Source organism: Thalassospira sp. TSL5-1, from assembly GCF_001907695.1.
GTDB lineage: Bacteria > Pseudomonadota > Alphaproteobacteria > Rhodospirillales > Thalassospiraceae > Thalassospira.
The window spans coordinates 147,048-164,202 of the sequence record NZ_KV880639.1 but is presented as its reverse complement, the minus strand read 5'-3'; the positions used below and the strand labels follow the sequence as shown (position 1 = coordinate 164,202).

Annotated in this window: 15 protein-coding genes; 4 read left to right on the top strand and 11 right to left on the bottom strand. The window is 53.4% G+C overall.

Translation table 11 applies throughout. From position 1 onward, the window contains the following. Positions 1 to 2: 2 nt before the first annotated feature. The 5 genes from LF95_RS17625 to LF95_RS17605 form a co-directional block, all read right to left on the bottom strand. Positions 3 to 2,003, bottom strand: a complete 2,001-nt coding sequence (locus tag LF95_RS17625; RefSeq protein ID WP_073956491.1) for an acetyl/propionyl/methylcrotonyl-CoA carboxylase subunit alpha — start codon at positions 2,001 to 2,003, stop codon at positions 3 to 5. Between the two features lie 4 nt (positions 2,004 to 2,007). Beyond that, positions 2,008 to 2,814 carry an enoyl-CoA hydratase/isomerase family protein gene (locus LF95_RS17620; protein ID WP_073956490.1) on the bottom strand — a complete coding sequence of 269 codons (807 nt, stop codon included), beginning with the start codon at positions 2,812 to 2,814 and terminating at the stop codon, positions 2,008 to 2,010. A gap of 17 nt (positions 2,815 to 2,831) precedes the next feature. Continuing rightward, a complete protein-coding gene (locus LF95_RS17615; protein WP_073956489.1) occupies positions 2,832 to 4,439 on the bottom strand; it encodes a carboxyl transferase domain-containing protein in 1,608 nt (535 codons plus the stop codon). A gap of 303 nt (positions 4,440 to 4,742) precedes the next feature. Beyond that, positions 4,743 to 5,339, bottom strand: coding sequence for a 2-hydroxychromene-2-carboxylate isomerase (locus LF95_RS17610; RefSeq protein WP_073956488.1), 597 nt, complete (start codon positions 5,337 to 5,339; stop codon positions 4,743 to 4,745). 156 nt (positions 5,340 to 5,495) lie between these two features. Further along, the gene (locus LF95_RS17605) at positions 5,496 to 5,969 is read right to left on the bottom strand and encodes an Lrp/AsnC ligand binding domain-containing protein (protein WP_073956487.1); all 474 of its coding nucleotides are present in this window, start codon (positions 5,967 to 5,969) and stop codon (positions 5,496 to 5,498) included. A gap of 232 nt (positions 5,970 to 6,201) precedes the next feature. On the opposite strand from LF95_RS17605, the gene putA reads away from it, so the two are divergent. After that, on the top strand, positions 6,202 to 10,011 hold the full coding sequence (gene putA / locus LF95_RS17600; RefSeq protein WP_083607803.1) for a bifunctional proline dehydrogenase/L-glutamate gamma-semialdehyde dehydrogenase PutA: 3,810 nt from the start codon (positions 6,202 to 6,204) through the stop codon (positions 10,009 to 10,011). A 73-nt stretch (positions 10,012 to 10,084) separates the two neighbouring features. Here putA and LF95_RS17595 read toward each other — a convergent pair whose 3' ends face one another. Then, positions 10,085 to 10,306, bottom strand: coding sequence for a helix-turn-helix domain-containing protein (locus LF95_RS17595; protein ID WP_073956485.1), 222 nt, complete (start codon positions 10,304 to 10,306; stop codon positions 10,085 to 10,087). After that, positions 10,306 to 10,857 (bottom strand): DUF2975 domain-containing protein, encoded by a 552-nt coding sequence (locus LF95_RS17590; protein WP_073956484.1) that lies wholly within the window; start codon positions 10,855 to 10,857, stop codon positions 10,306 to 10,308. The genes LF95_RS17595 and LF95_RS17590 overlap by 1 nt, the downstream gene beginning before the upstream one ends. 317 nt (positions 10,858 to 11,174) lie before the next feature. On the opposite strand from LF95_RS17590, the gene LF95_RS17585 reads away from it, so the two are divergent. Both LF95_RS17585 and LF95_RS17580 read left to right on the top strand, forming a co-directional pair. Continuing rightward, positions 11,175 to 11,810 carry a BON domain-containing protein gene (locus tag LF95_RS17585; protein ID WP_073956482.1) on the top strand — a complete coding sequence of 212 codons (636 nt, stop codon included), beginning with the start codon at positions 11,175 to 11,177 and terminating at the stop codon, positions 11,808 to 11,810. Positions 11,811 to 11,972: 162 nt separating this feature from the next. Continuing rightward, complete coding sequence (locus LF95_RS17580; RefSeq protein ID WP_073956481.1) at positions 11,973 to 12,203, top strand: (2Fe-2S)-binding protein; 231 nt, start codon at positions 11,973 to 11,975, stop codon at positions 12,201 to 12,203. A gap of 103 nt (positions 12,204 to 12,306) precedes the next feature. Here LF95_RS17580 and LF95_RS17575 read toward each other — a convergent pair whose 3' ends face one another. Continuing rightward, positions 12,307 to 13,356: a Glu/Leu/Phe/Val dehydrogenase dimerization domain-containing protein gene (locus tag LF95_RS17575; RefSeq protein WP_073956480.1), complete on the bottom strand. Its 1,050-nt coding sequence runs from the start codon at positions 13,354 to 13,356 to the stop codon at positions 12,307 to 12,309. A 401-nt stretch (positions 13,357 to 13,757) separates the two neighbouring features. Here LF95_RS17575 and LF95_RS17570 point away from each other — a divergent pair, with 401 nt between their 5' ends. Next, positions 13,758 to 13,991 carry a hypothetical protein gene (locus LF95_RS17570; RefSeq protein ID WP_073956479.1) on the top strand — a complete coding sequence of 78 codons (234 nt, stop codon included), beginning with the start codon at positions 13,758 to 13,760 and terminating at the stop codon, positions 13,989 to 13,991. Between the two features lie 180 nt (positions 13,992 to 14,171). On the opposite strand, the gene LF95_RS17565 is transcribed toward LF95_RS17570, so the two are convergent. The 3 genes from LF95_RS17565 to LF95_RS17555 all read right to left on the bottom strand — a co-directional run bounded on the left by LF95_RS17565 (position 14,172) and on the right by LF95_RS17555 (position 17,151). Further along, a complete protein-coding gene (locus LF95_RS17565) occupies positions 14,172 to 14,771 on the bottom strand; it encodes a 2-hydroxychromene-2-carboxylate isomerase (RefSeq protein ID WP_073956478.1) in 600 nt (199 codons plus the stop codon). Between the two features lie 65 nt (positions 14,772 to 14,836). Then, positions 14,837 to 16,021 carry an endo alpha-1,4 polygalactosaminidase gene (locus tag LF95_RS17560; RefSeq protein ID WP_252509817.1) on the bottom strand — a complete coding sequence of 395 codons (1,185 nt, stop codon included), beginning with the start codon at positions 16,019 to 16,021 and terminating at the stop codon, positions 14,837 to 14,839. After that, positions 16,015 to 17,151: an NAD(P)/FAD-dependent oxidoreductase gene (locus LF95_RS17555; protein WP_073956477.1), complete on the bottom strand. Its 1,137-nt coding sequence runs from the start codon at positions 17,149 to 17,151 to the stop codon at positions 16,015 to 16,017. The genes LF95_RS17560 and LF95_RS17555 overlap by 7 nt, the downstream gene beginning before the upstream one ends. Between the last annotated feature and the right edge of the window lie 4 nt (positions 17,152 to 17,155).

The following is a 17,155-nucleotide window of genomic DNA, read 5'->3' as shown; positions in this document are numbered from 1 at the left end:
GATCAGGCCTCCTCGATTGCGATCAATTCGTCGCCGTCGCCCACCTGGTCGCCGACGGCAAAATAAACATCGCGGACGGTTCCCGAGACAGGGGCGAAAATGGTGTGCTCCATTTTCATCGCCTCCATAATCACCAGCTTGTCACCCGCCTGCACAGCATCGCCGCTTTTTGCCATCACGGCAATGATCTTGCCAGGCATTGGCGCATTCAGGTTGCCGCCCCCCGCTGCATTGCCCGTTGCATTTTCGGAAGGGTCAACAATTTCAAGGCGGTCCATCCGGCCCGGTTGAAAAACCGACAGCCTTTTGCCGGTGCAACGCACCTGGGTGCGTTTGCGTATGCCGTTCAGGATGGCAGCAATTTCACCGTTATCATGTGTGATCTGTTCGATGCGGATAGAGGTGCCATCCGGCAGGTCGCAGATATGCCCAAAATCGCGGTAATGCAGTTTCAGGGATATCTCGTCGTCGCCATGACGCAGGATAATGTCATGATGGTTGTCATCATTCATGCGCCAGCCATTTGTGCTGTTCCAGGGGGACCAGGGATCGTTGCTGGCGCGTGCATATTTGCGGGCTTCGCAATCGCGCTGATGCAATATTTCCAGTGCGGCAAAGCATAATGCAGTGTCATCGGGCAGGGACGGCGCTGGAATCAGGTCATCCTGATAGGCAGGGATAAAGCCGGTTTCAACCTCGCCCCGTTCAAATGCCGGGTGACGGGCAATATTGGCAAGGAAGGCGGTGTTGGTGGTGACGCCAACGATTTGTACGTCATCCAGCGCGCGTGACAAGCGGCGCAGCGCCGATGTGCGGTCCTGATCCCAGACAATCAGTTTGGCGATCATGGGGTCATAATGAATGGACACAACACCGCCCTGATAAACGCCGGTATCAATGCGGATATGGCGGTTTGCCGTGGGCATGTGCATATGCGTCAACGTGCCGGTGGCGGGCAAAAAGTCGTTTTGCGGATCTTCGGCATACAGGCGGACTTCAAAGGCATGTCCGGTAATGGAAAGCTGGTCCTGGTTTTTGGGTAGGGCTTCACCATTGGCAACACGCAATTGCCATTCCACCAAATCTTCGCCCGTAATCATTTCCGTCACCGGATGTTCGACCTGCAGGCGGGTATTCATTTCCATGAAATAAAACGCGCCAGAGGCATCCAGCAAAAATTCAACCGTGCCAGCACCCTGATAGCCAATCGCGCGTGCGGCGTTGACCGCTGCTTCGCCCATTTGCGCACGCAATTCTTCCGTCATGCCGGGGGCCGGGGCTTCTTCAATGACTTTTTGGTGGCGACGTTGCAGGGAGCAATCGCGTTCAAACAGGTAAACGGCATTCCCGTGGCCATCGGCAAAAACCTGGATTTCGACATGGCGGGGGTGGGAAATCAGCTTTTCGATCAGGCAGTGATCATCGCCAAAGCTGGACCGCGCTTCGCGTTTGCAACTGGTCAGGGCATCGGCGAAATCTTCGGGTTTTTCAACCGCACGCATGCCTTTACCACCGCCACCCGCGGATGCCTTGATCAGCACGGGATAGCCGATCTTTTCGGCTTCTGCCGCCAGTAGGTCCGGGTCCTGATCCTTGCCATGATAGCCGGGCACCAGGGGCACGCCAGCATCCGCCATAATTTTTTTGGCTTCGGATTTTGACCCCATCGCGCGAATGGCGCTGGCAGGCGGGCCAACAAAAACAGCGCCGCTATTGGCAACGGCATCGGCAAAATCGGCATTTTCGGATAAAAAACCATAACCTGGGTGAACGGCATCCGCCCCTGATTGCGCGATAACGTCAAGCAAGCGGTCAGATCGAAGGTAACTTTCCGCCGGGGCGGCTGCGCCAATATGCCAGGCTTCATCGGCCTGTTGTACATGCAGGGCGGATTTGTCGGCATCGGAATAAACGGCAACGGTGGTAATGCCCATGCGCTTTGCGGTGGCAATAACGCGGCAGGCAATTTCGCCGCGATTGGCGATCAGAAGTTTGCGCAGCATATGTTTATTCCTTAATCCAGAAGGCGGATCGTTTTTCAAGGAAGGCACTGATCCCTTCGCGACCTTCGTCACTGGCGCGCTGGTCTGCGATGCGGGTGGCGGTATCCTCGATGATGGTATCGGTGATCGGCTGATGGGCGATCGCGTAAATCAGGTCTTTGGCCGCCTGCATGGCAGCAGGGCTGTTTTGCAGCAGGGTGCGCGCCATTTCATCGCCTTTGGCAAGCAGCTCTTCCCCGCTAACAATGTCATGCACCAGACCAATATTTTGCGCCGTTTTGGCATCAAACCGTTCGGCACTCAAAAAATAGCGCCGCGCCTGTGCCACGCCAATCGCCTCGATCACATAAGGTGAAATCACTGCCGGGATCAGCCCCAGACGCGTTTCTGACAGGCAGAATTTTGCATTTTCTGATGCAATAACAATGTCGCAGCAGGCCGCCAGGCCAACACCACCACCGAATGCGGCCCCATTGACCAATGCGATGGTCGGTTTAGCCATGAAATTCAGGGTTTTCATCAGGGCGGCAAGGTTGCGGGAATCTGCCAGGTTTTCGGCATGGCTATAGGTTGCCATGCGTTTCATCCAGTTAAGATCCGCCCCGGCAGAAAAGCTTTTGCCTGCGCCTGTTAGCTGCACCACGCGCACATTTTCATCGTCATTCAGACGTTTCAGCGTGGCGGTCAGATCGCTGATCAGTTGATCATCAAAGGCATTGTGGATGTCCGGGCGATTAAGGGTAATCCGGGCAATACCGTTTTCCTCGGTGATGCAAATCAGGGCTTTGTTATCGTTGTTAACTTCGGTCATGGCTTTCCTTCCCCCGATCACATCCGGAACACACCAAACCGGGTTTCCTCGGCTGGTTTGTTCAATGCTGCAGAAAGGCCAAGGCCCAGCACCATACGGGTATCGGCAGGGTCGATCACGCCATCGTCCCACAGGCGGGCCGAGGCATAATAGGGGTGACCCTGTTCTTCGTACTGGTCCCGGATAGGGGCCTTGAAGGCGTCCTGTTCGTCTTGCGGCCAGGTTTCGCCGCGTTTTTCCATCGCATCGGCCTTGATTTGCGTGAGCACATTGGCCGCCTGTTCGCCGCCCATCACGGAAATACGGGCATTGGGCCACATCCACAGGAAACGCGGGCTATAGGCGCGTCCACACATGCCGTAATTGCCCGCCCCAAATGACCCGCCAATCAAAACGGTGAATTTGGGGACTTTGGCTGTGGCAACCGCCGTTACCAGCTTGGCGCCATCCTTGGCGATGCCGCCGCTTTCATATTTTTGACCAATCATGAAGCCGGTGATGTTTTGCAAAAACACCAGCGGAATGCCGCGCTGGCTGCAAAGCTCGATAAAATGGGCACCCTTCAGGGCACTTTCAGAAAACAGGATGCCGTTATTGGCAATGATCCCGACTGGATAGCCAAAAATGCGGGCAAAGCCGGTCACAAGGGTGGTGCCGTATAGCGCCTTGAATTCATCAAACTCGGAGCCATCAACAATTCGGGCAATAATTTCGCGTACATCGAACGGCTTTTTGGAATCCGTCGGGATGATCCCGTAAATTTCGCGCGGGTCATAGGCCGGGGCGATGGGGTCGCGCAGGGTGATGCCGGGGTTTTTTGTCCAGTTCAGGTTTTTAACAATCGTGCGGGCAATGGACAGGGCATGGGCATCGTCCTGGGCGTAATGGTCGGTGACACCGGATGTTTTGCAATGCACATCCGCCCCGCCAAGATCTTCGGCGGACACAACTTCGCCGGTTGCCGCCTTGACCAGCGGTGGCCCGCCCAAAAAGATGGTGCCTTGATTACGCACAATCACGCTTTCATCGGACATGGCGGGGACATAGGCCCCACCTGCCGTGCAGGACCCCATGACAATTGCGATTTGCGGAATACCCTTGGCCGACAGATTGGCCTGATTGAAAAAGATGCGGCCGAAATGGTCCCGGTCCGGGAAAACATCGTCCTGCCGGGGCAGGTTGGCACCGCCACTATCGACCAGATAAAGGCAGGGCAGGTGGTTTTCCAGTGCAATTTCCTGGGCGCGCAGATGCTTTTTAACCGTCATCGGGTAATAGGACCCACCCTTGACCGTGGCATCATTGGCAACAATCACGCATTCCACGCCAGAAACCCGGCCAATACCGGTAATAATGCCTGCGGCCGGTACTTCCTCGTCGCCATACATGCCATAGGCGGCAAGCTGCGAAAGTTCCAGAAATGGCGACCCAACATCCAGCAACTGGCGAATGCGTTCGCGCGGCAGCAATTTGCCCCGGCTGGTGTGGCGGTCACGCGCACGATCCCCGCCACCCTGTTTGATTTTGCCGATCTGGTCGCGCAAACCCTCAACCAGTTTTGCCATATGGTCGGCATTGCTGCGGAAATCTTCGGCGCGAATATTGATGGCGGATTTTATCTGCATGTTCCGTCCTGCTGGGTCGAAAGCAAACCGTTTGGGCCAGCCGGGTGACAGGCATGTTGGCCCATAATGTATGTTTTGGCGCAAAGGCCATGCGCCTGTTATGGCGGAAGTTTACGTAAACGGCAAGCATAAATTGGTATTTCAGTACCGAATATACGTATATGCCTTTTAGTCGCCCAGATGCGATCATTGGAAATATGATCGAAATTTCCATATCGATATGGTTTTAAAAGGAATTTCGCCGACGTTGGGCGCGTTTGGGTTAGCCGGATCGCATAAATGGGGGCGTTCTCGGCCAGATGATCAGGGGCGACTTTTGATCCACTGTTCCAGTTGGTCCATGCGGTCATTGCCAAAAAAGGGTTCGTCTTCGTAAAAAAAGAAGGGGGATCCAAAAGCGCCGCGTTCGACCGCCTCGGTCATCACGTCGCGTAGATGCTGTTTCCATTTGGGGTCATTCATGGCGCTACGGATATCATCGGCGTTAATGTCGTGGCGGGTGGCCGAGGCAATGACGGTTTCGGGATTGGTCATATCCAGGCCATCGGCGAAATAGCCGCGATAAATGTCATGGGCAAATCGCTTGGCAAGGGCGGGATCAAAGCTGTTGATCCAGTAAAAGGCGCGGCTGGGCGCGGTGGCGGCGTAGGGAAATTTGGCTGGTAGTTTGAATGGTGTTCCCTGAAGTTTTGCGCAACGCTCCATATCGCGGCGGAAATAATCCCCGCGAATCGGTTGGTCGATCAGAGGTGTTTGCCCGGTTTGTTTGAAAATGACCCCAATCAGATAGGGTTTCCAGTTAACCGTGACGCCGCACCGTTGTGCCAGCCCGTCGATGCGTTCCGCAGCGAGATAGCCGTAAGGTGATGAGAAATCAAAATAAAAATCCACATCCGACATGGGAGCCTTCCCGATTATTTGGTTTGATTTCCCTGATCGTTACGGATTGCCGTTATTTGTGCTACTTTAAAATGAAGCACGGGCCAAAATAACCCGGTCCAGCTTAACTTTAGACCTTAATTGTTTTGATGTTGAATGCTCTGGATTTGGTCAGTGTCAGATAACGGTAATGCCAGGCCGGACTTTGACCTCTTCCATCACGACATAGGTGTGGGTCTGGCTGACGCCTTCGACAGATGAAAGACGTTCCAGAAATTCGCGATAGGCATACATGTCGGAAACCCGCGATTTCATCAGATAATCAAAGCCACCCGCCACCATGTGACATTCTTCGACTTCGGGCAATTTGCGAACGGCAGAGGAAAATTTGTCAAAAACATCGGGGGTGGTGCGGTCCAGCGTGATTTCAACAAAAACAACCAGCGACTGATCGAGCTTACGCGGATCAAGCCGGGCCATATAGCCGATAATAAAGCCCTGCTGTTCCAGGCGTCGCACACGTTCAAGGCAGGGGGTCGGGCTTAGATTGACGCGCCGTGACAGTTCAACATTCGACATTCTGCCGTCATGTTGCAGTTCCCGGAGGATCTGTTTGTCGATCTTGTCGAGGCTTTTGACATTCTTCTGCATTTGATGTGCTTAACCAGTGTTAAAAACTGCAATATCAACCGATCAATGGATGATATATCGCAAAAACGGAAAAATTGGCAGCATATTTTTCTGATTAGTTATTATTCTGACGAACATTGCTGTTGCCCTTGGTTTAAAATTCTGTCGGGAGAATGCGGATCATAACCGTCCTGACAGATTGAGATAGCCACAGACAGGGCTGCGTCGTTGTGAACAGGGAGTTTTTTGCGTGATGTTTCGTTCCCCCTTGCCTCAATCCGATAAATTTCGTGATCAGATCCGCGCGACCTATCGCTGTGATGAGGAAGCCGTCGTTAATAACCTGATCGAAAAGGCCACATTGTCGTTTGAAGACAAGGCAAGGGTGCAGGAAAAGGCCTATCAGCTTGTTGCCAATGTTCGCGCATCGGATTCCGGCAAAAGCGGGATCGATGCGCTGCTGCATGAATATGAACTGACCAGCAAGGAAGGCGTGATCCTGATGTGTCTCGCCGAGGCATTGCTGCGCGTGCCCGATGCGGTGACGGCGGACAAACTTATCCAGGACAAACTGTTTGATGCCGACTGGAACAGTCATTTGGGCAATAGCGGCAGCTTTTTTGTCAATGCTTCGACCTGGGGGCTGATGTTGACGGGCCGGGTGATCCGTTTTGGTCGCGAAGAACGGGCCAATCCTGGGGCCCTGGTCAAACGCATGATTGCCCGTTCGGGCGAGCCGGTGATCCGTCGGGCCTTTAACCAGGCGATGCGGATCATGGGCCGCCAGTTCGTGATGGGCCGCACCATTGCCGAGGCCGCCGAACGGGCGCGCGCGAACGAGGAAAAGGGCTATCGTTATTCCTATGACATGCTGGGCGAAGCCGCCCGCACGATGGAAGATGCGGATCGCTATTTTAAATCCTATGAACGGGCCATTCATGAAATTGGTAAGGTTGCCAAGGGGCGCGGACCAATTGACAGCCCGGGTATCTCGGTCAAGCTGTCGGCCATTCACCCGCGTTACGATTTTGCCAACCGTGATCGTGTGATGGAAGAACTGGTACCGCGCCTCAAGGCGCTGGCCCTGATGGCAAAACAACATGATATCGGCTTTACCGTCGATGCGGAGGAAGCCAACCGGCTTGATTTGTCGCTGGATGTAATTGAGGCGGTCTTTGCCGATCCTGACCTCGATGGTTGGGAAGGTTTTGGTTTGGCGGTGCAGGCCTATCAAAAGCGTGCCTATCATGTGCTGGAATGGCTGGCCGATGTTGCAATGCGCGTTGGCCGTAAAATGATGGTGCGTCTGGTAAAGGGTGCCTATTGGGACACCGAAATTAAAAACAGCCAGGAAAACGGCTTTGAAGGCTATCCGGTATTCACCCGCAAGGCCGCGACCGATGTTTCCTATCTTGCTTGTGCACGACTGATGCTGTCGCGCCGTGACGCATTTTATTGTCAGTTTGCCAGCCACAATGCCCATACGGTGGCGGCCATTTTAACAATGGCAGGCAATGACCGCACCTTTGAATTCCAGCGCCTGCATGGCATGGGCGAGGCCCTGTATGAGCAGATTGTTGGCAAGGACGGCGAAAATATTCCCTGCCGCGTTTATGCCCCGGTTGGTACCCATGAAGACTTGCTGGCATATCTGGTGCGCCGCCTGTTGGAAAATGGGGCCAATACCAGCTTTGTGAACCGTATTCAGGATGAACAGCTACCGATTGAAGAAATGATCGGCGACCCGGTCGAAAAAATGGCGGTGTTGCCACGCAAGGCGCATCCGAAAATTCCGGCACCGATTGATCTTTATGGGGCAGGGCGTATCAATTCGCGCGGGATGGATTTAACCGATCAGGTAAAACTGACCGCGCTGGAAACCCATATGGAAAGCCTTGCCAAAAATGACTGGCGCGCCGCCCCCCTGATCAACGGCAAGTGGGTTGATGGGGACGCACAGGATGTAATGAGCCCGGTTGATCTGACGGAAAAGGTAGGCGAGGTTATACTGGCCGATGAAGACACCGCCAAGGCCGCTCTTGAGGCGGCAAGTGCGGGTTATCCGGCCTGGAATGCCACGCCAGCGGCAGACCGTGCGGCCTGTCTGCGCAAGCTGGGCGATTTGCTGGAAGATAATCTGGACGAGTTTATTTTGCTGTGCCAGCGCGAAGCCGGGAAGCTTTATTCCGATGGTGTCGCCGAAGTACGCGAAGCGGTGGATTTTTGCCGCTATTATGCCAATCGCTGTGAAGAGCTTTATCGTGAAGGCAGCGAAATGGAAGGGCGCGGTGTGTTTGTCTGCATCAGCCCTTGGAACTTCCCGTTGGCAATTTTCCTCGGTCAGGTCACAGCGGCTCTGGCGGCGGGGAATGCCGTGATTGCCAAACCGGCAGAACAAACCTCGCTGATTGCAGCAAAGGCGGCCGAGCTGATTTTGGCTGCCGGTGTGCCGGGCAGCGCGTTTCAATTGTTGCCAGGGTCGGGGCGCAAGCTGGGTGATGTCTTGATCAATGACCGCCGGGTGGCCGGTGTGGCCTTTACCGGCTCCACTGAAACAGCCCAGGTGATCAATCGCAATCTTGCCAAGCGCCCCGGTGCGCCGATCCCGCTGATTGCGGAAACCGGTGGTCAGAATGCCATGATCGTCGATTCCACGGCTCTGCCCGAACAGGTGGTGCAGGATGTGGTGATTTCGGGCTTCCAGTCTGCCGGACAGCGGTGTTCCGCGCTGCGCGTTTTGTTTGTCCAGGAAGATATTGCCGACAAACTGTGCCATATGCTGGTTGGTGCGATGAAGGAATTGCGGGTTGGTGATCCGGCCTATCTTGATATTGATGTTGGCCCGGTGATTGATGGCAAGGCGCAGGATATGCTGAAAAAGCATATCGACCGCATGAAGCGCGAAGCCAAAATCCTGCATACGTGCGATATGTTGCCTGAAACCGATAAAGGCACCTTCTTTGCCCCGCATTGTGTGGAAATTTCCGGCCTGGATGTGTTGGAACGCGAAGTTTTCGGGCCAATCGTGCATGTGGTACGCTTTAAGGCGCGTGACCTGGAAAAGGTTTTGGACCAGATCAACGATGCCGGTTATGGCCTGACGCTGGGTGTACATTCGCGCATTGACGGCACGGCCCGCCACATTGCCCGGAAGTTGCGGGTTGGTAACTGTTATATTAACCGCAACATGATTGGCGCGGTCGTGGGCGTACAGCCCTTTGGCGGGCAGGGGAAATCAGGCACAGGTCCCAAGGCGGGCGGGCCCCACTATGTTGCCCGTTTCGCCAAACCGGTTGTCGATCAGGGCAAGGTTGCGGTTGGCGATGCGTCCTCGGCGGATGACCGCGAAACGATTTTTGTCAATACTCCCGTTCCGGCGGCTGAAATTACCGCCCTGAGCAAAGGGCAGATCGACTGGCAGAATATGCCCGGTGATGTGCGCATGAAGCAGCTTGAAAACCTTGCCGGTAAACTGGCGCGTGAGGGCAGCGATGAACTGGCGCAGGGCGCACAGCATTTTGCCGATTTTGCCGCGATTTCGCAAAACGGCTTTGTTGCGCCGGTGCGTTTGCCCGGACCGACGGGTGAAACCAACGACCTGGAGCTTCTGGGGCGTGGCGTTTACCTGGTCCAGGCGGACCTTGGGGCGGAACCCGGCCGTGTTTTGCGCCATGTGGCGGCGGCCCTGGCTGCGGGCAACAGCGTGCTGCTCGCCGGGAATGACAAATGGCTTGCCCGGGTGGAAAAGCAGGTTGCCAGCCTTGATTTGCCAAAATCCCTCGTCAGGGTGGTGAATGATGAAGCCGGTCTTGCGACCATGAATGGCGGTGCCGTGGCCGGTGTTTCCTGTGTTGCGCCCTTACAAAGGGTAACCGTTTTCAAACAGGTTCTGGCCCGCCGTGATGGCGCCATTTTGTCGCTGATTTCCGATAGCGGGATCGAGGATGACGGGGCCTTGCCCGGCGAAATGTTCATGCACCGCTTTGCCACGGAAAAAACCGTTACGATCAATACCACGGCAGCCGGGGGCAATGCCTCGCTGATGTCGATGGAAGAAGCATAAATAGGACCTGTTAAACGGTTCAACCAACAAAACGGTCAGCCCGGTTGGGCTGGCCGTTTTTTGTGCCGCGGGATCAGTTTTCGGCATCCGCGCTGGCGGTATATTCCAAAAGGTCGCCAGGCTGGCAGTCCAGCGCCTTGCAAATGGCGGCAAGGGTTTCAAACCTCACGCCACGGACTTTGCCAGATTTCAGAAGTGACAGATTCTGTTCGCTAATACCGATGCGGCTTGCGAGGTCTTTGGACTTCATCTTGCGTTTGGCCAGCATTACATCAAGGCGGACGGTAATCGACATCAGACGAAGCTCCGGTTTTCATCATGCAGGGTCACAGCTTCTCCCAGAACCCACGAAATGATCAGGAATAACCCGCCCAGAAAAAGGCTGGTGGCTTCTATATTGCTCAGCCCAATTGATATGGTGCGTTCACCTGCCGGGCGGGTGATGGTGACAAATAGCGACGTCAGCGTACCGGCAAGGGGCGAAAGTAGCGTTTGCGATAGCAGGGCGATGCTGAAGACTTTTAAATGGCGGATTGTGCCATGCTCAAAAATCGCGCTGCGGGCAAAGCATAAAAACATTTTGCGCAAATGCCATAAGCCAAAGACAAGCACCAGTGACGGCACCATCAGTGTGATGAAAACCAGGGCAAGTTGCCCGCCTGCAAGTGATTGCAGGTCGCCCAGCGGGACGGGTACCAGGCTGTCAGAATAGGAAATGGCATCTCGCGCGAGATCCGGTGTCAGCCAGATCAGGGGGACAAAACAGAGTTCATAGATAATCGCGATCAGGCAAATCCAGCTTAGGATCAGGCTGACATTGCGTATTTTGGTGACGGTCGGGCTCATTTCCATATTCCTGTTGTTTTGTGTTCATTAATTATCGTAAAACATGAATAAATTAATGAAATGAGTCAAATATAATTTTGAGATGGGGACGTGCAGCTAGAAAATTTCAAGTGTTGTGATGCCTTGTGGTCGGATGAAGCGTTAATTTGATGAGAGTTTTGAAGGATTTTTTATCTTTGCCATAATTACAGTGCCGATTTCGTCACAATCGCCCTGTAGGGATTTGAGGTAACTGTGTTGTTGTTTCGGAGTATTGTGCGCCTGATCAGGCCACAGGCCTTTGGGGCGAATAACGAAATCGATTTAGGAGTAGCCGAATGAAACGTATGTCTCGCGGTTTGAAACGAACATTGCAGGTTGTGGCACTGGGAATCGTTTTCAGTGCCCCGCTGGCGGCTTGTGGCCCGTTGCAAATGCCGGTCGAAAATCGCTCTGGCGATGATCAGTGGCTCGATACCAAGATCAAATCGGAAATTCTGGGTAAATTTGCCGAAGTTGATCACAGTTATCTTATCGACGTGAATGTCGATATTTGGAAACAGCAGGTCATGGTGACAGGCATGGTGGATTCCAAAGGCAAATATTACGACGTGATGTCGATCATTCGCCAGGATAAGCGCATCACGAAAATTTATGATCACCTGCAGGTTGCAGATGCCAAAACCGTTGCCGAATATCGCGAGGCCGAGCAGAAATACGGTGAAGATAATGCCGTGCCAGCCGATTCGGCCAAACAGTCAGTTTCCGATGTCTGGATCGACAGCCAGATCAAGGCCCTGCTGTTGGCAGAAAAGGGTGTTCGTTCAGTGAATTACCGTTGGGAAACGGTAGGCAATATCGTCTATATCATGGGCGAATCGGCCAATAAAACCGAATATGACAAGGTGCTGAATATCGTACGTCGCATCAAGGGGGTGACCAAAGTGGTCAGCCATGTATCGGTTGTCGGATGATCTTGTAACGACAGGATATTTTCCCATCTGGGTCCGCAGCCTCAAGCTGGCTGCGGATTTTTTTGTGCCCCGAAACGGGAATTTGATCGAAATCATTTGAAACGCATTCGCATTTGCAGTAGTTAGATTGGGTGTAACTAATAACTGATTGCATTTGCATTTATGTTTGTATGTGTTTGTAATGCCCTTAACCAGGGCGATGTAAAACGTGCTGCGACGGATGGCAATGCGACGCGTCCGGCAGAGGTTTTCCGTTTTCACGGCTGCAAACCACAATGTGGTAAATGTGCCTGTCACATGCGGGCAGAACTGAACCGTCATTGCTGTTCGGATGGCGGGCAGGATCAGGTGGTTGCCAATGTTGCCGCTGATCAGGCGATTGCAGCGGAATAGCCATTTGGACTGTTTCGTCGGTTAAACACCAACTTTTTTGCATACAAACGAAAAAGGCGAAGCCGCTGGGGCCTCGCCTTTCATTTTACCAGTCTGGTAAAAATTATGCCTTTTTGCCAAAACGTTCCTCGGCCAGGCGGTCGGCGATAAAGCTGGTTGATTTGTTTTCCCGGTCCGCCCGTTCAAAGATTTCGCGCACTGTTGCGCCAATCCCTTCAATATGGCGGTTTGTTTCGCTAACCGGGCGACCTTCGCGGCAGTAATGCACCTCGACGACGCCACCGGCATTAATGACGTAATCCGGCGCATATAACACACCCATTTCGCGCAAAATGTCGCCGTGGCGGTCTGCTTCAAGCTGGTTGTTTGCCGCCCCGGCAATAATCCCGGCCTTCAGGCTGGCAATCGAGGTGTCGTTGATGATGCCACCCAGCGCGCAGGGAGCCAAAACATCTGCATTGACCGACAGGATTTCATCAACGGAAACAGCTTTGGCCCCAAACCGGTCAACCGCCCGATCAACCGCGCTGGCATTGATATCGGCAACAATCAGCTCGGCGCCGGCATTGTGCAACAGCTCGCAAAGGTGAAAACCGACATTGCCCAGACCCTGCACGGCGACGCGCATATCCTTAAGGTCATCATTGCCGGTTTTGTGTTTGACGGCTTCTTTCAGGCCGATAAACACGCCATAGGCGGTAAAAGGCGAGGGATCGCCAGTGCGCGCTGGGTCCTTGCCATCATTGATGCCGCCAACATGGTGTGTCTGACGGGCAATTTCAGCCATATCGGCGGGGCTGGTGCCAACATCTTCGGCGACGATATAACGACCATTAAGACGTTCGACCGCCCGGCCGACAGCGCGAAACAGCTCCGGCGTTTTCTGGGTGCGCGGATCACCGATGATAACGGATTTACCGCCCCCAAGCGGCAGATTAACCAGGGCCGATTTATAGGTCATGCCGCGCGACAGGCGCAAAACATCGTGAATGGCATCCTGTTCGCTGGCATAGGGCCACATACGGCATCCGCCCAACGAAGGGCCAAGATGGGTGTTGTGAACAGCGATAATGGCTTTCAAGCCGGTTTCGCGGTCGCTGGCAAAAACAACCTGTTCATGATTATCAAAGGCGGGATCGGAAAAAATGGACATCTTGGGACAGCCTCCCGGGCTGGTTTTGTTTTGATTTTGGGAAAGAAAAAAGTCCTGCTTACCCTTTTATGTTTGCCGAGATAGCCCATTCGGCAATTGGAAAGTTGCCAAAAAAGCAAAAAAGACCGTTTTGAAGCAAAGCCTTGGGTTGTGTGGAATTTAATGTCCGAGTCAGCGCTGCTTTGTAATTTTATTTCGTGCAAATATTGCAAGCCGATTATGCAAAACTGGCGCGCTGTGGTTTCTTATGTTTCAATTAAATTACGATTCAGGCCGGATGATTTACGGCTCGTTAAACTACTGGTCGCAGACTTGTGGTTGATATTTCATTTTCAAGAGAGATATCATCAGGACACATCAAGCGTCGGGTCGGACGCTGACAGCAAGAGGAGTTTCGGGGGATGTCAGCTTTTACAGACCACCGGAAGCGGGTTTATCAAGTTGGGTTGCACAACAAATTCGTGCGTGAGTGCGTTAAGGAAAACCGTTCTCATGCCCTGTATGACGACCGTTGGGCCGATATACAGACTCACGAAGTAGCGGCACAGACCAAAACAAAGGCACTTGCCATGATCGAAAAAAATTATCCGTCCTGTGACGGATTTGTTGTCGATCACGTCAAACGCCACGATTGATTTTAGGGGCCGCATCAGCGCCGGGTTTTGGGTGTTGAAGCTGGCGATATCTGTGCAAAAAGTTGCAAAGAAACAGGGCGGGATCCACACCCGCCCTGTTTCTTGTTTTACGATAGGTTGTTGCCCTGCCGCTCAGTGGGCCCACAGGAATATGTGGTAAAGACAAATCGCTTTAAACGATCATTCGGCTTCCGAGAGCGCGCGGTCGACAAAGTCCAGCCTGTCCTGTCCCCAGAACATTTCGTCATCGACAAAATAGGTCGGGGCACCAAAGATGTTGAGGGTTTTGGCATCTTCGGTATAGCTTTTGAAGGTATGGGTAACGGTCTGGTCATGCGCCTGTTCGAGATATTTACCGTCAAGACCAGTGCGCGCCAGGGCGCTGGCAATGGTGTCGGGGGCGGCAACATTACGGTCGTTTACCCAGATATCTTCCATGATGGCCATAATCAGGTTTGAAATATCGTGGCCGTCACGCTTGGCGGCAATCATGGTTCCTGCTGCCAATGAGCCATCCACCGGAAAGAATTTCGGGCTTTCATTTAAGGGAATATCCAGAAACTTGCGCCAGCGTTTGAGTTCGACCATCCGGTATTGCTGACGCGGGATCGGACGCTGATGCAAGGGAACACCGCCACCATGTTTGAAAATCTCGGCCGGGTCCACCGGGCGATGATCGAGTGAGGCATTATGGCGTTTGGCAATCTCCATTGCCCGCTGAAGGCCTAAAAAGGCCCAGGGCGAAGGGACAAAGAAATAGTGGGTTATAACCTTGGACACGATTTTCTCCTGCGATTCTATTGGGATATTATGTCTTGAAATACCCGTTTGTGCCCGGTTTTTGTTTACTGGTCAGCCCACCATCGATAATCGTCAACGCCGTCGATGACAATGCCGTCAAAACCAAGCTGCATCAGGCCGGCGACGTAACTGTTGGCATTGCCAAAAATGATGTTTTGCCATTGTGGTTCCCAGTAATAAACATGGTTTTCCTGGCCCCACCGGCCCGTGTTGCTGGCACTGCTGATAAAATCGGGCGATCCGGCGCGCCAGTCCGCCCGCCAGTAATAGCGGTAGGTTTGTGCCGTTCCAACATCGACATAAGCCAGCAGCAATCGGGGCGTGCCAAGTTTTTTGTAGCGCAATTTTCGCATGTCATCAAAAGTCAGCGGAACCGTGCCACGGTGAAAGGCATCCAGGATCAGGATGTCGTAATTGGTGTTGGCCAGCGCATTGACATAGGCGTCTTTATTGCCAAATGGGGCGCTGTCGATCACCATTGCGTAATTGCGCGCCTTGTGGATCGTATCAATGACAAAGGGGTTTTCGTTAAACGGTGTCGAAGGCACCTTTGCTAGTGCTGAAAGCTGCATGTCCGGGGGCGGGGCTGCGTAATAAAGCGGGTCAAGGTCTTTCAGATTCTGGCGTGATTTGCGGATGTTTTCCATCTTGTCGGTATAATCAAGCATGAAAAACCGCATGCCGGTATTTGACAGGCGTTCCAGATATTGCTGATCATATTTGACCTCGCCTTCGGCGGTTTCCTTGTTGTAACCATCGCGTCCGTAACGCGGGGCCTCGACCAGAAAACCGTCCAGCGCGCGGATGAAATTACGGGCTGGTTTGGCATCGGACTTGGTAACAAACAGCCCCGGTTCAATAAATGTCGTGAGGTCCAACCCGTTCATGGCGATGATCGAAAAATCGCTTCGCTGATTTTTGGCCCAGCGGCTTAGCGAGACGATCATTTTGCGCATTTCTTCGGCAAAATCACGCTTTGGTTTGGAATCATCTTCGTCTTTGTTGTCGCCCACATCCGGGCTGTTGGACAGGCTGTTGGCTGGCGGAACAAAGGGTTCAAGTTGCTGCGCATTCGCATGAAAAGGCAGCGAACTGATCATTAATCCTGCCATCAGGCCAGCAAGAAAAAAACTGCGCGAAAACAATCGCCAGCCAGATGCTGTTTCACTTTGATGACGACGGGTAAACCCGGCGGGGCGGAGCGCAAGGGCGGAAACCATGATCAGCATGCAGCCTTTTTTACCGGTAAAGAACTGAGTTTAGCACAGACATAATCCCCGATCGCCATTGATGCCGTCAGCCCGGGCGATTCAATGCCGTAAAGCGTTATCAACCCATCAACACCATGATCATCGGGCCCGGAAATCAGGAAGTCGCGTGCCGGTTCACCTTTGGACTGGATTTTGGGACGGATACCGGCATAGCCCGGCTGTAACGCTGCTTCATCCAGGTCGGGATAATAGCGGCGAATGGCATCCGCAAACAGGCTGCGCCGGGCATCGTTAACGGTGTAGTCGGGCTGGTCAATCCATTCAACATCGGGGCCAAAGCGCGCCTGCCCGCCAAGGTCAAGGGTCAGGTGAATGCCAAGCCCGGCCTGTTCCGGGGCCGGATAGATCAGGGTTGAAAACGGGCTTTTGCCGCCCAGCGTGAAATAGATGCCGCGCGCATAATGTTGTGGTGGTACAGTTTGGCGGGCAAGGCCGGAATAGTTATTGGCCAGTGTCTGGCTGTGCAATCCCCCCGCAATCACCAGTTCCTTGCAGGAAATTTCCATTTCTTCACCCGCGACATCACGGGTTTGAAGAATGTGCAAACCATTTTCATGGCGACCGGCAATAACGTCGGTATTTAGGGCAAGGGTGGCCCCGGCAATTTCGGCATCGCCCAGAAGCGAGACCATTAAATCGTGTGAGTCAATAATCCCGGTAGATGGGCTTTCAAGGGCGGCAACACATTTGACAGCAGGTTCGCGCTCGTGAATTTCTTCTGCGCTACGCCAGGTAAGGTCGGTAACGCCATTGCCGATTGCGTGTTTTTCGATTTGGCGCAAGGCATCAATCTGTGCATCGTGGGTAGCGACAATCAGTTTGCCGGTATTGCGATGGTTAATGCCGCGATCCGCGCAATAGCGATAAAGTGCCTGTTTGCCACTTATGCACAATTTGGCCTTCAGGCTGCCTTTTGGGTAATAAATTCCAGCATGAATGACTTCGCTGTTACGCGAACTGGTTTCGGTACCAATGGCGTCATGACGTTCAATAATCATGACCTCACGCCCGCTTTGCGCCAAGGCGCGTGCACAGGCGAGGCCCACAACGCCCGCACCTACAACAATGGTTTCGATATCAAACGTCATAATC

Bases quoted from the DNA above. Each gene is read 5' to 3' on its own strand.
- LF95_RS17625 (WP_073956491.1), bottom strand. From the start codon at position 2,003: ATGCTGCGCAAACTTCTGATCGCCAATCGCGGCGAAATTGCCTGCCGC.
- LF95_RS17620 (WP_073956490.1), bottom strand. From the start codon at position 2,814: ATGACCGAAGTTAACAACGATAACAAAGCCCTGATTTGCATCACCGAG.
- LF95_RS17615 (WP_073956489.1), bottom strand. From the start codon at position 4,439: ATGCAGATAAAATCCGCCATCAATATTCGCGCCGAAGATTTCCGCAGC.
- LF95_RS17610 (WP_073956488.1), bottom strand. From the start codon at position 5,339: ATGTCGGATGTGGATTTTTATTTTGATTTCTCATCACCTTACGGCTAT.
- LF95_RS17605 (WP_073956487.1), bottom strand. From the start codon at position 5,969: ATGCAGAAGAATGTCAAAAGCCTCGACAAGATCGACAAACAGATCCTC.
- putA (WP_083607803.1), top strand. From the start codon at position 6,202: ATGTTTCGTTCCCCCTTGCCTCAATCCGATAAATTTCGTGATCAGATC.
- LF95_RS17595 (WP_073956485.1), bottom strand. From the start codon at position 10,306: ATGTCGATTACCGTCCGCCTTGATGTAATGCTGGCCAAACGCAAGATG.
- LF95_RS17590 (WP_073956484.1), bottom strand. From the start codon at position 10,857: ATGAGCCCGACCGTCACCAAAATACGCAATGTCAGCCTGATCCTAAGC.
- LF95_RS17585 (WP_073956482.1), top strand. From the start codon at position 11,175: ATGAAACGTATGTCTCGCGGTTTGAAACGAACATTGCAGGTTGTGGCA.
- LF95_RS17580 (WP_073956481.1), top strand. From the start codon at position 11,973: ATGTTTGTATGTGTTTGTAATGCCCTTAACCAGGGCGATGTAAAACGT.
- LF95_RS17575 (WP_073956480.1), bottom strand. From the start codon at position 13,356: ATGTCCATTTTTTCCGATCCCGCCTTTGATAATCATGAACAGGTTGTT.
- LF95_RS17570 (WP_073956479.1), top strand. From the start codon at position 13,758: ATGTCAGCTTTTACAGACCACCGGAAGCGGGTTTATCAAGTTGGGTTG.
- LF95_RS17560 (WP_252509817.1), bottom strand. From the start codon at position 16,021: ATGCTGATCATGGTTTCCGCCCTTGCGCTCCGCCCCGCCGGGTTTACC.
- LF95_RS17555 (WP_073956477.1), bottom strand. From the start codon at position 17,151: ATGACGTTTGATATCGAAACCATTGTTGTAGGTGCGGGCGTTGTGGGC.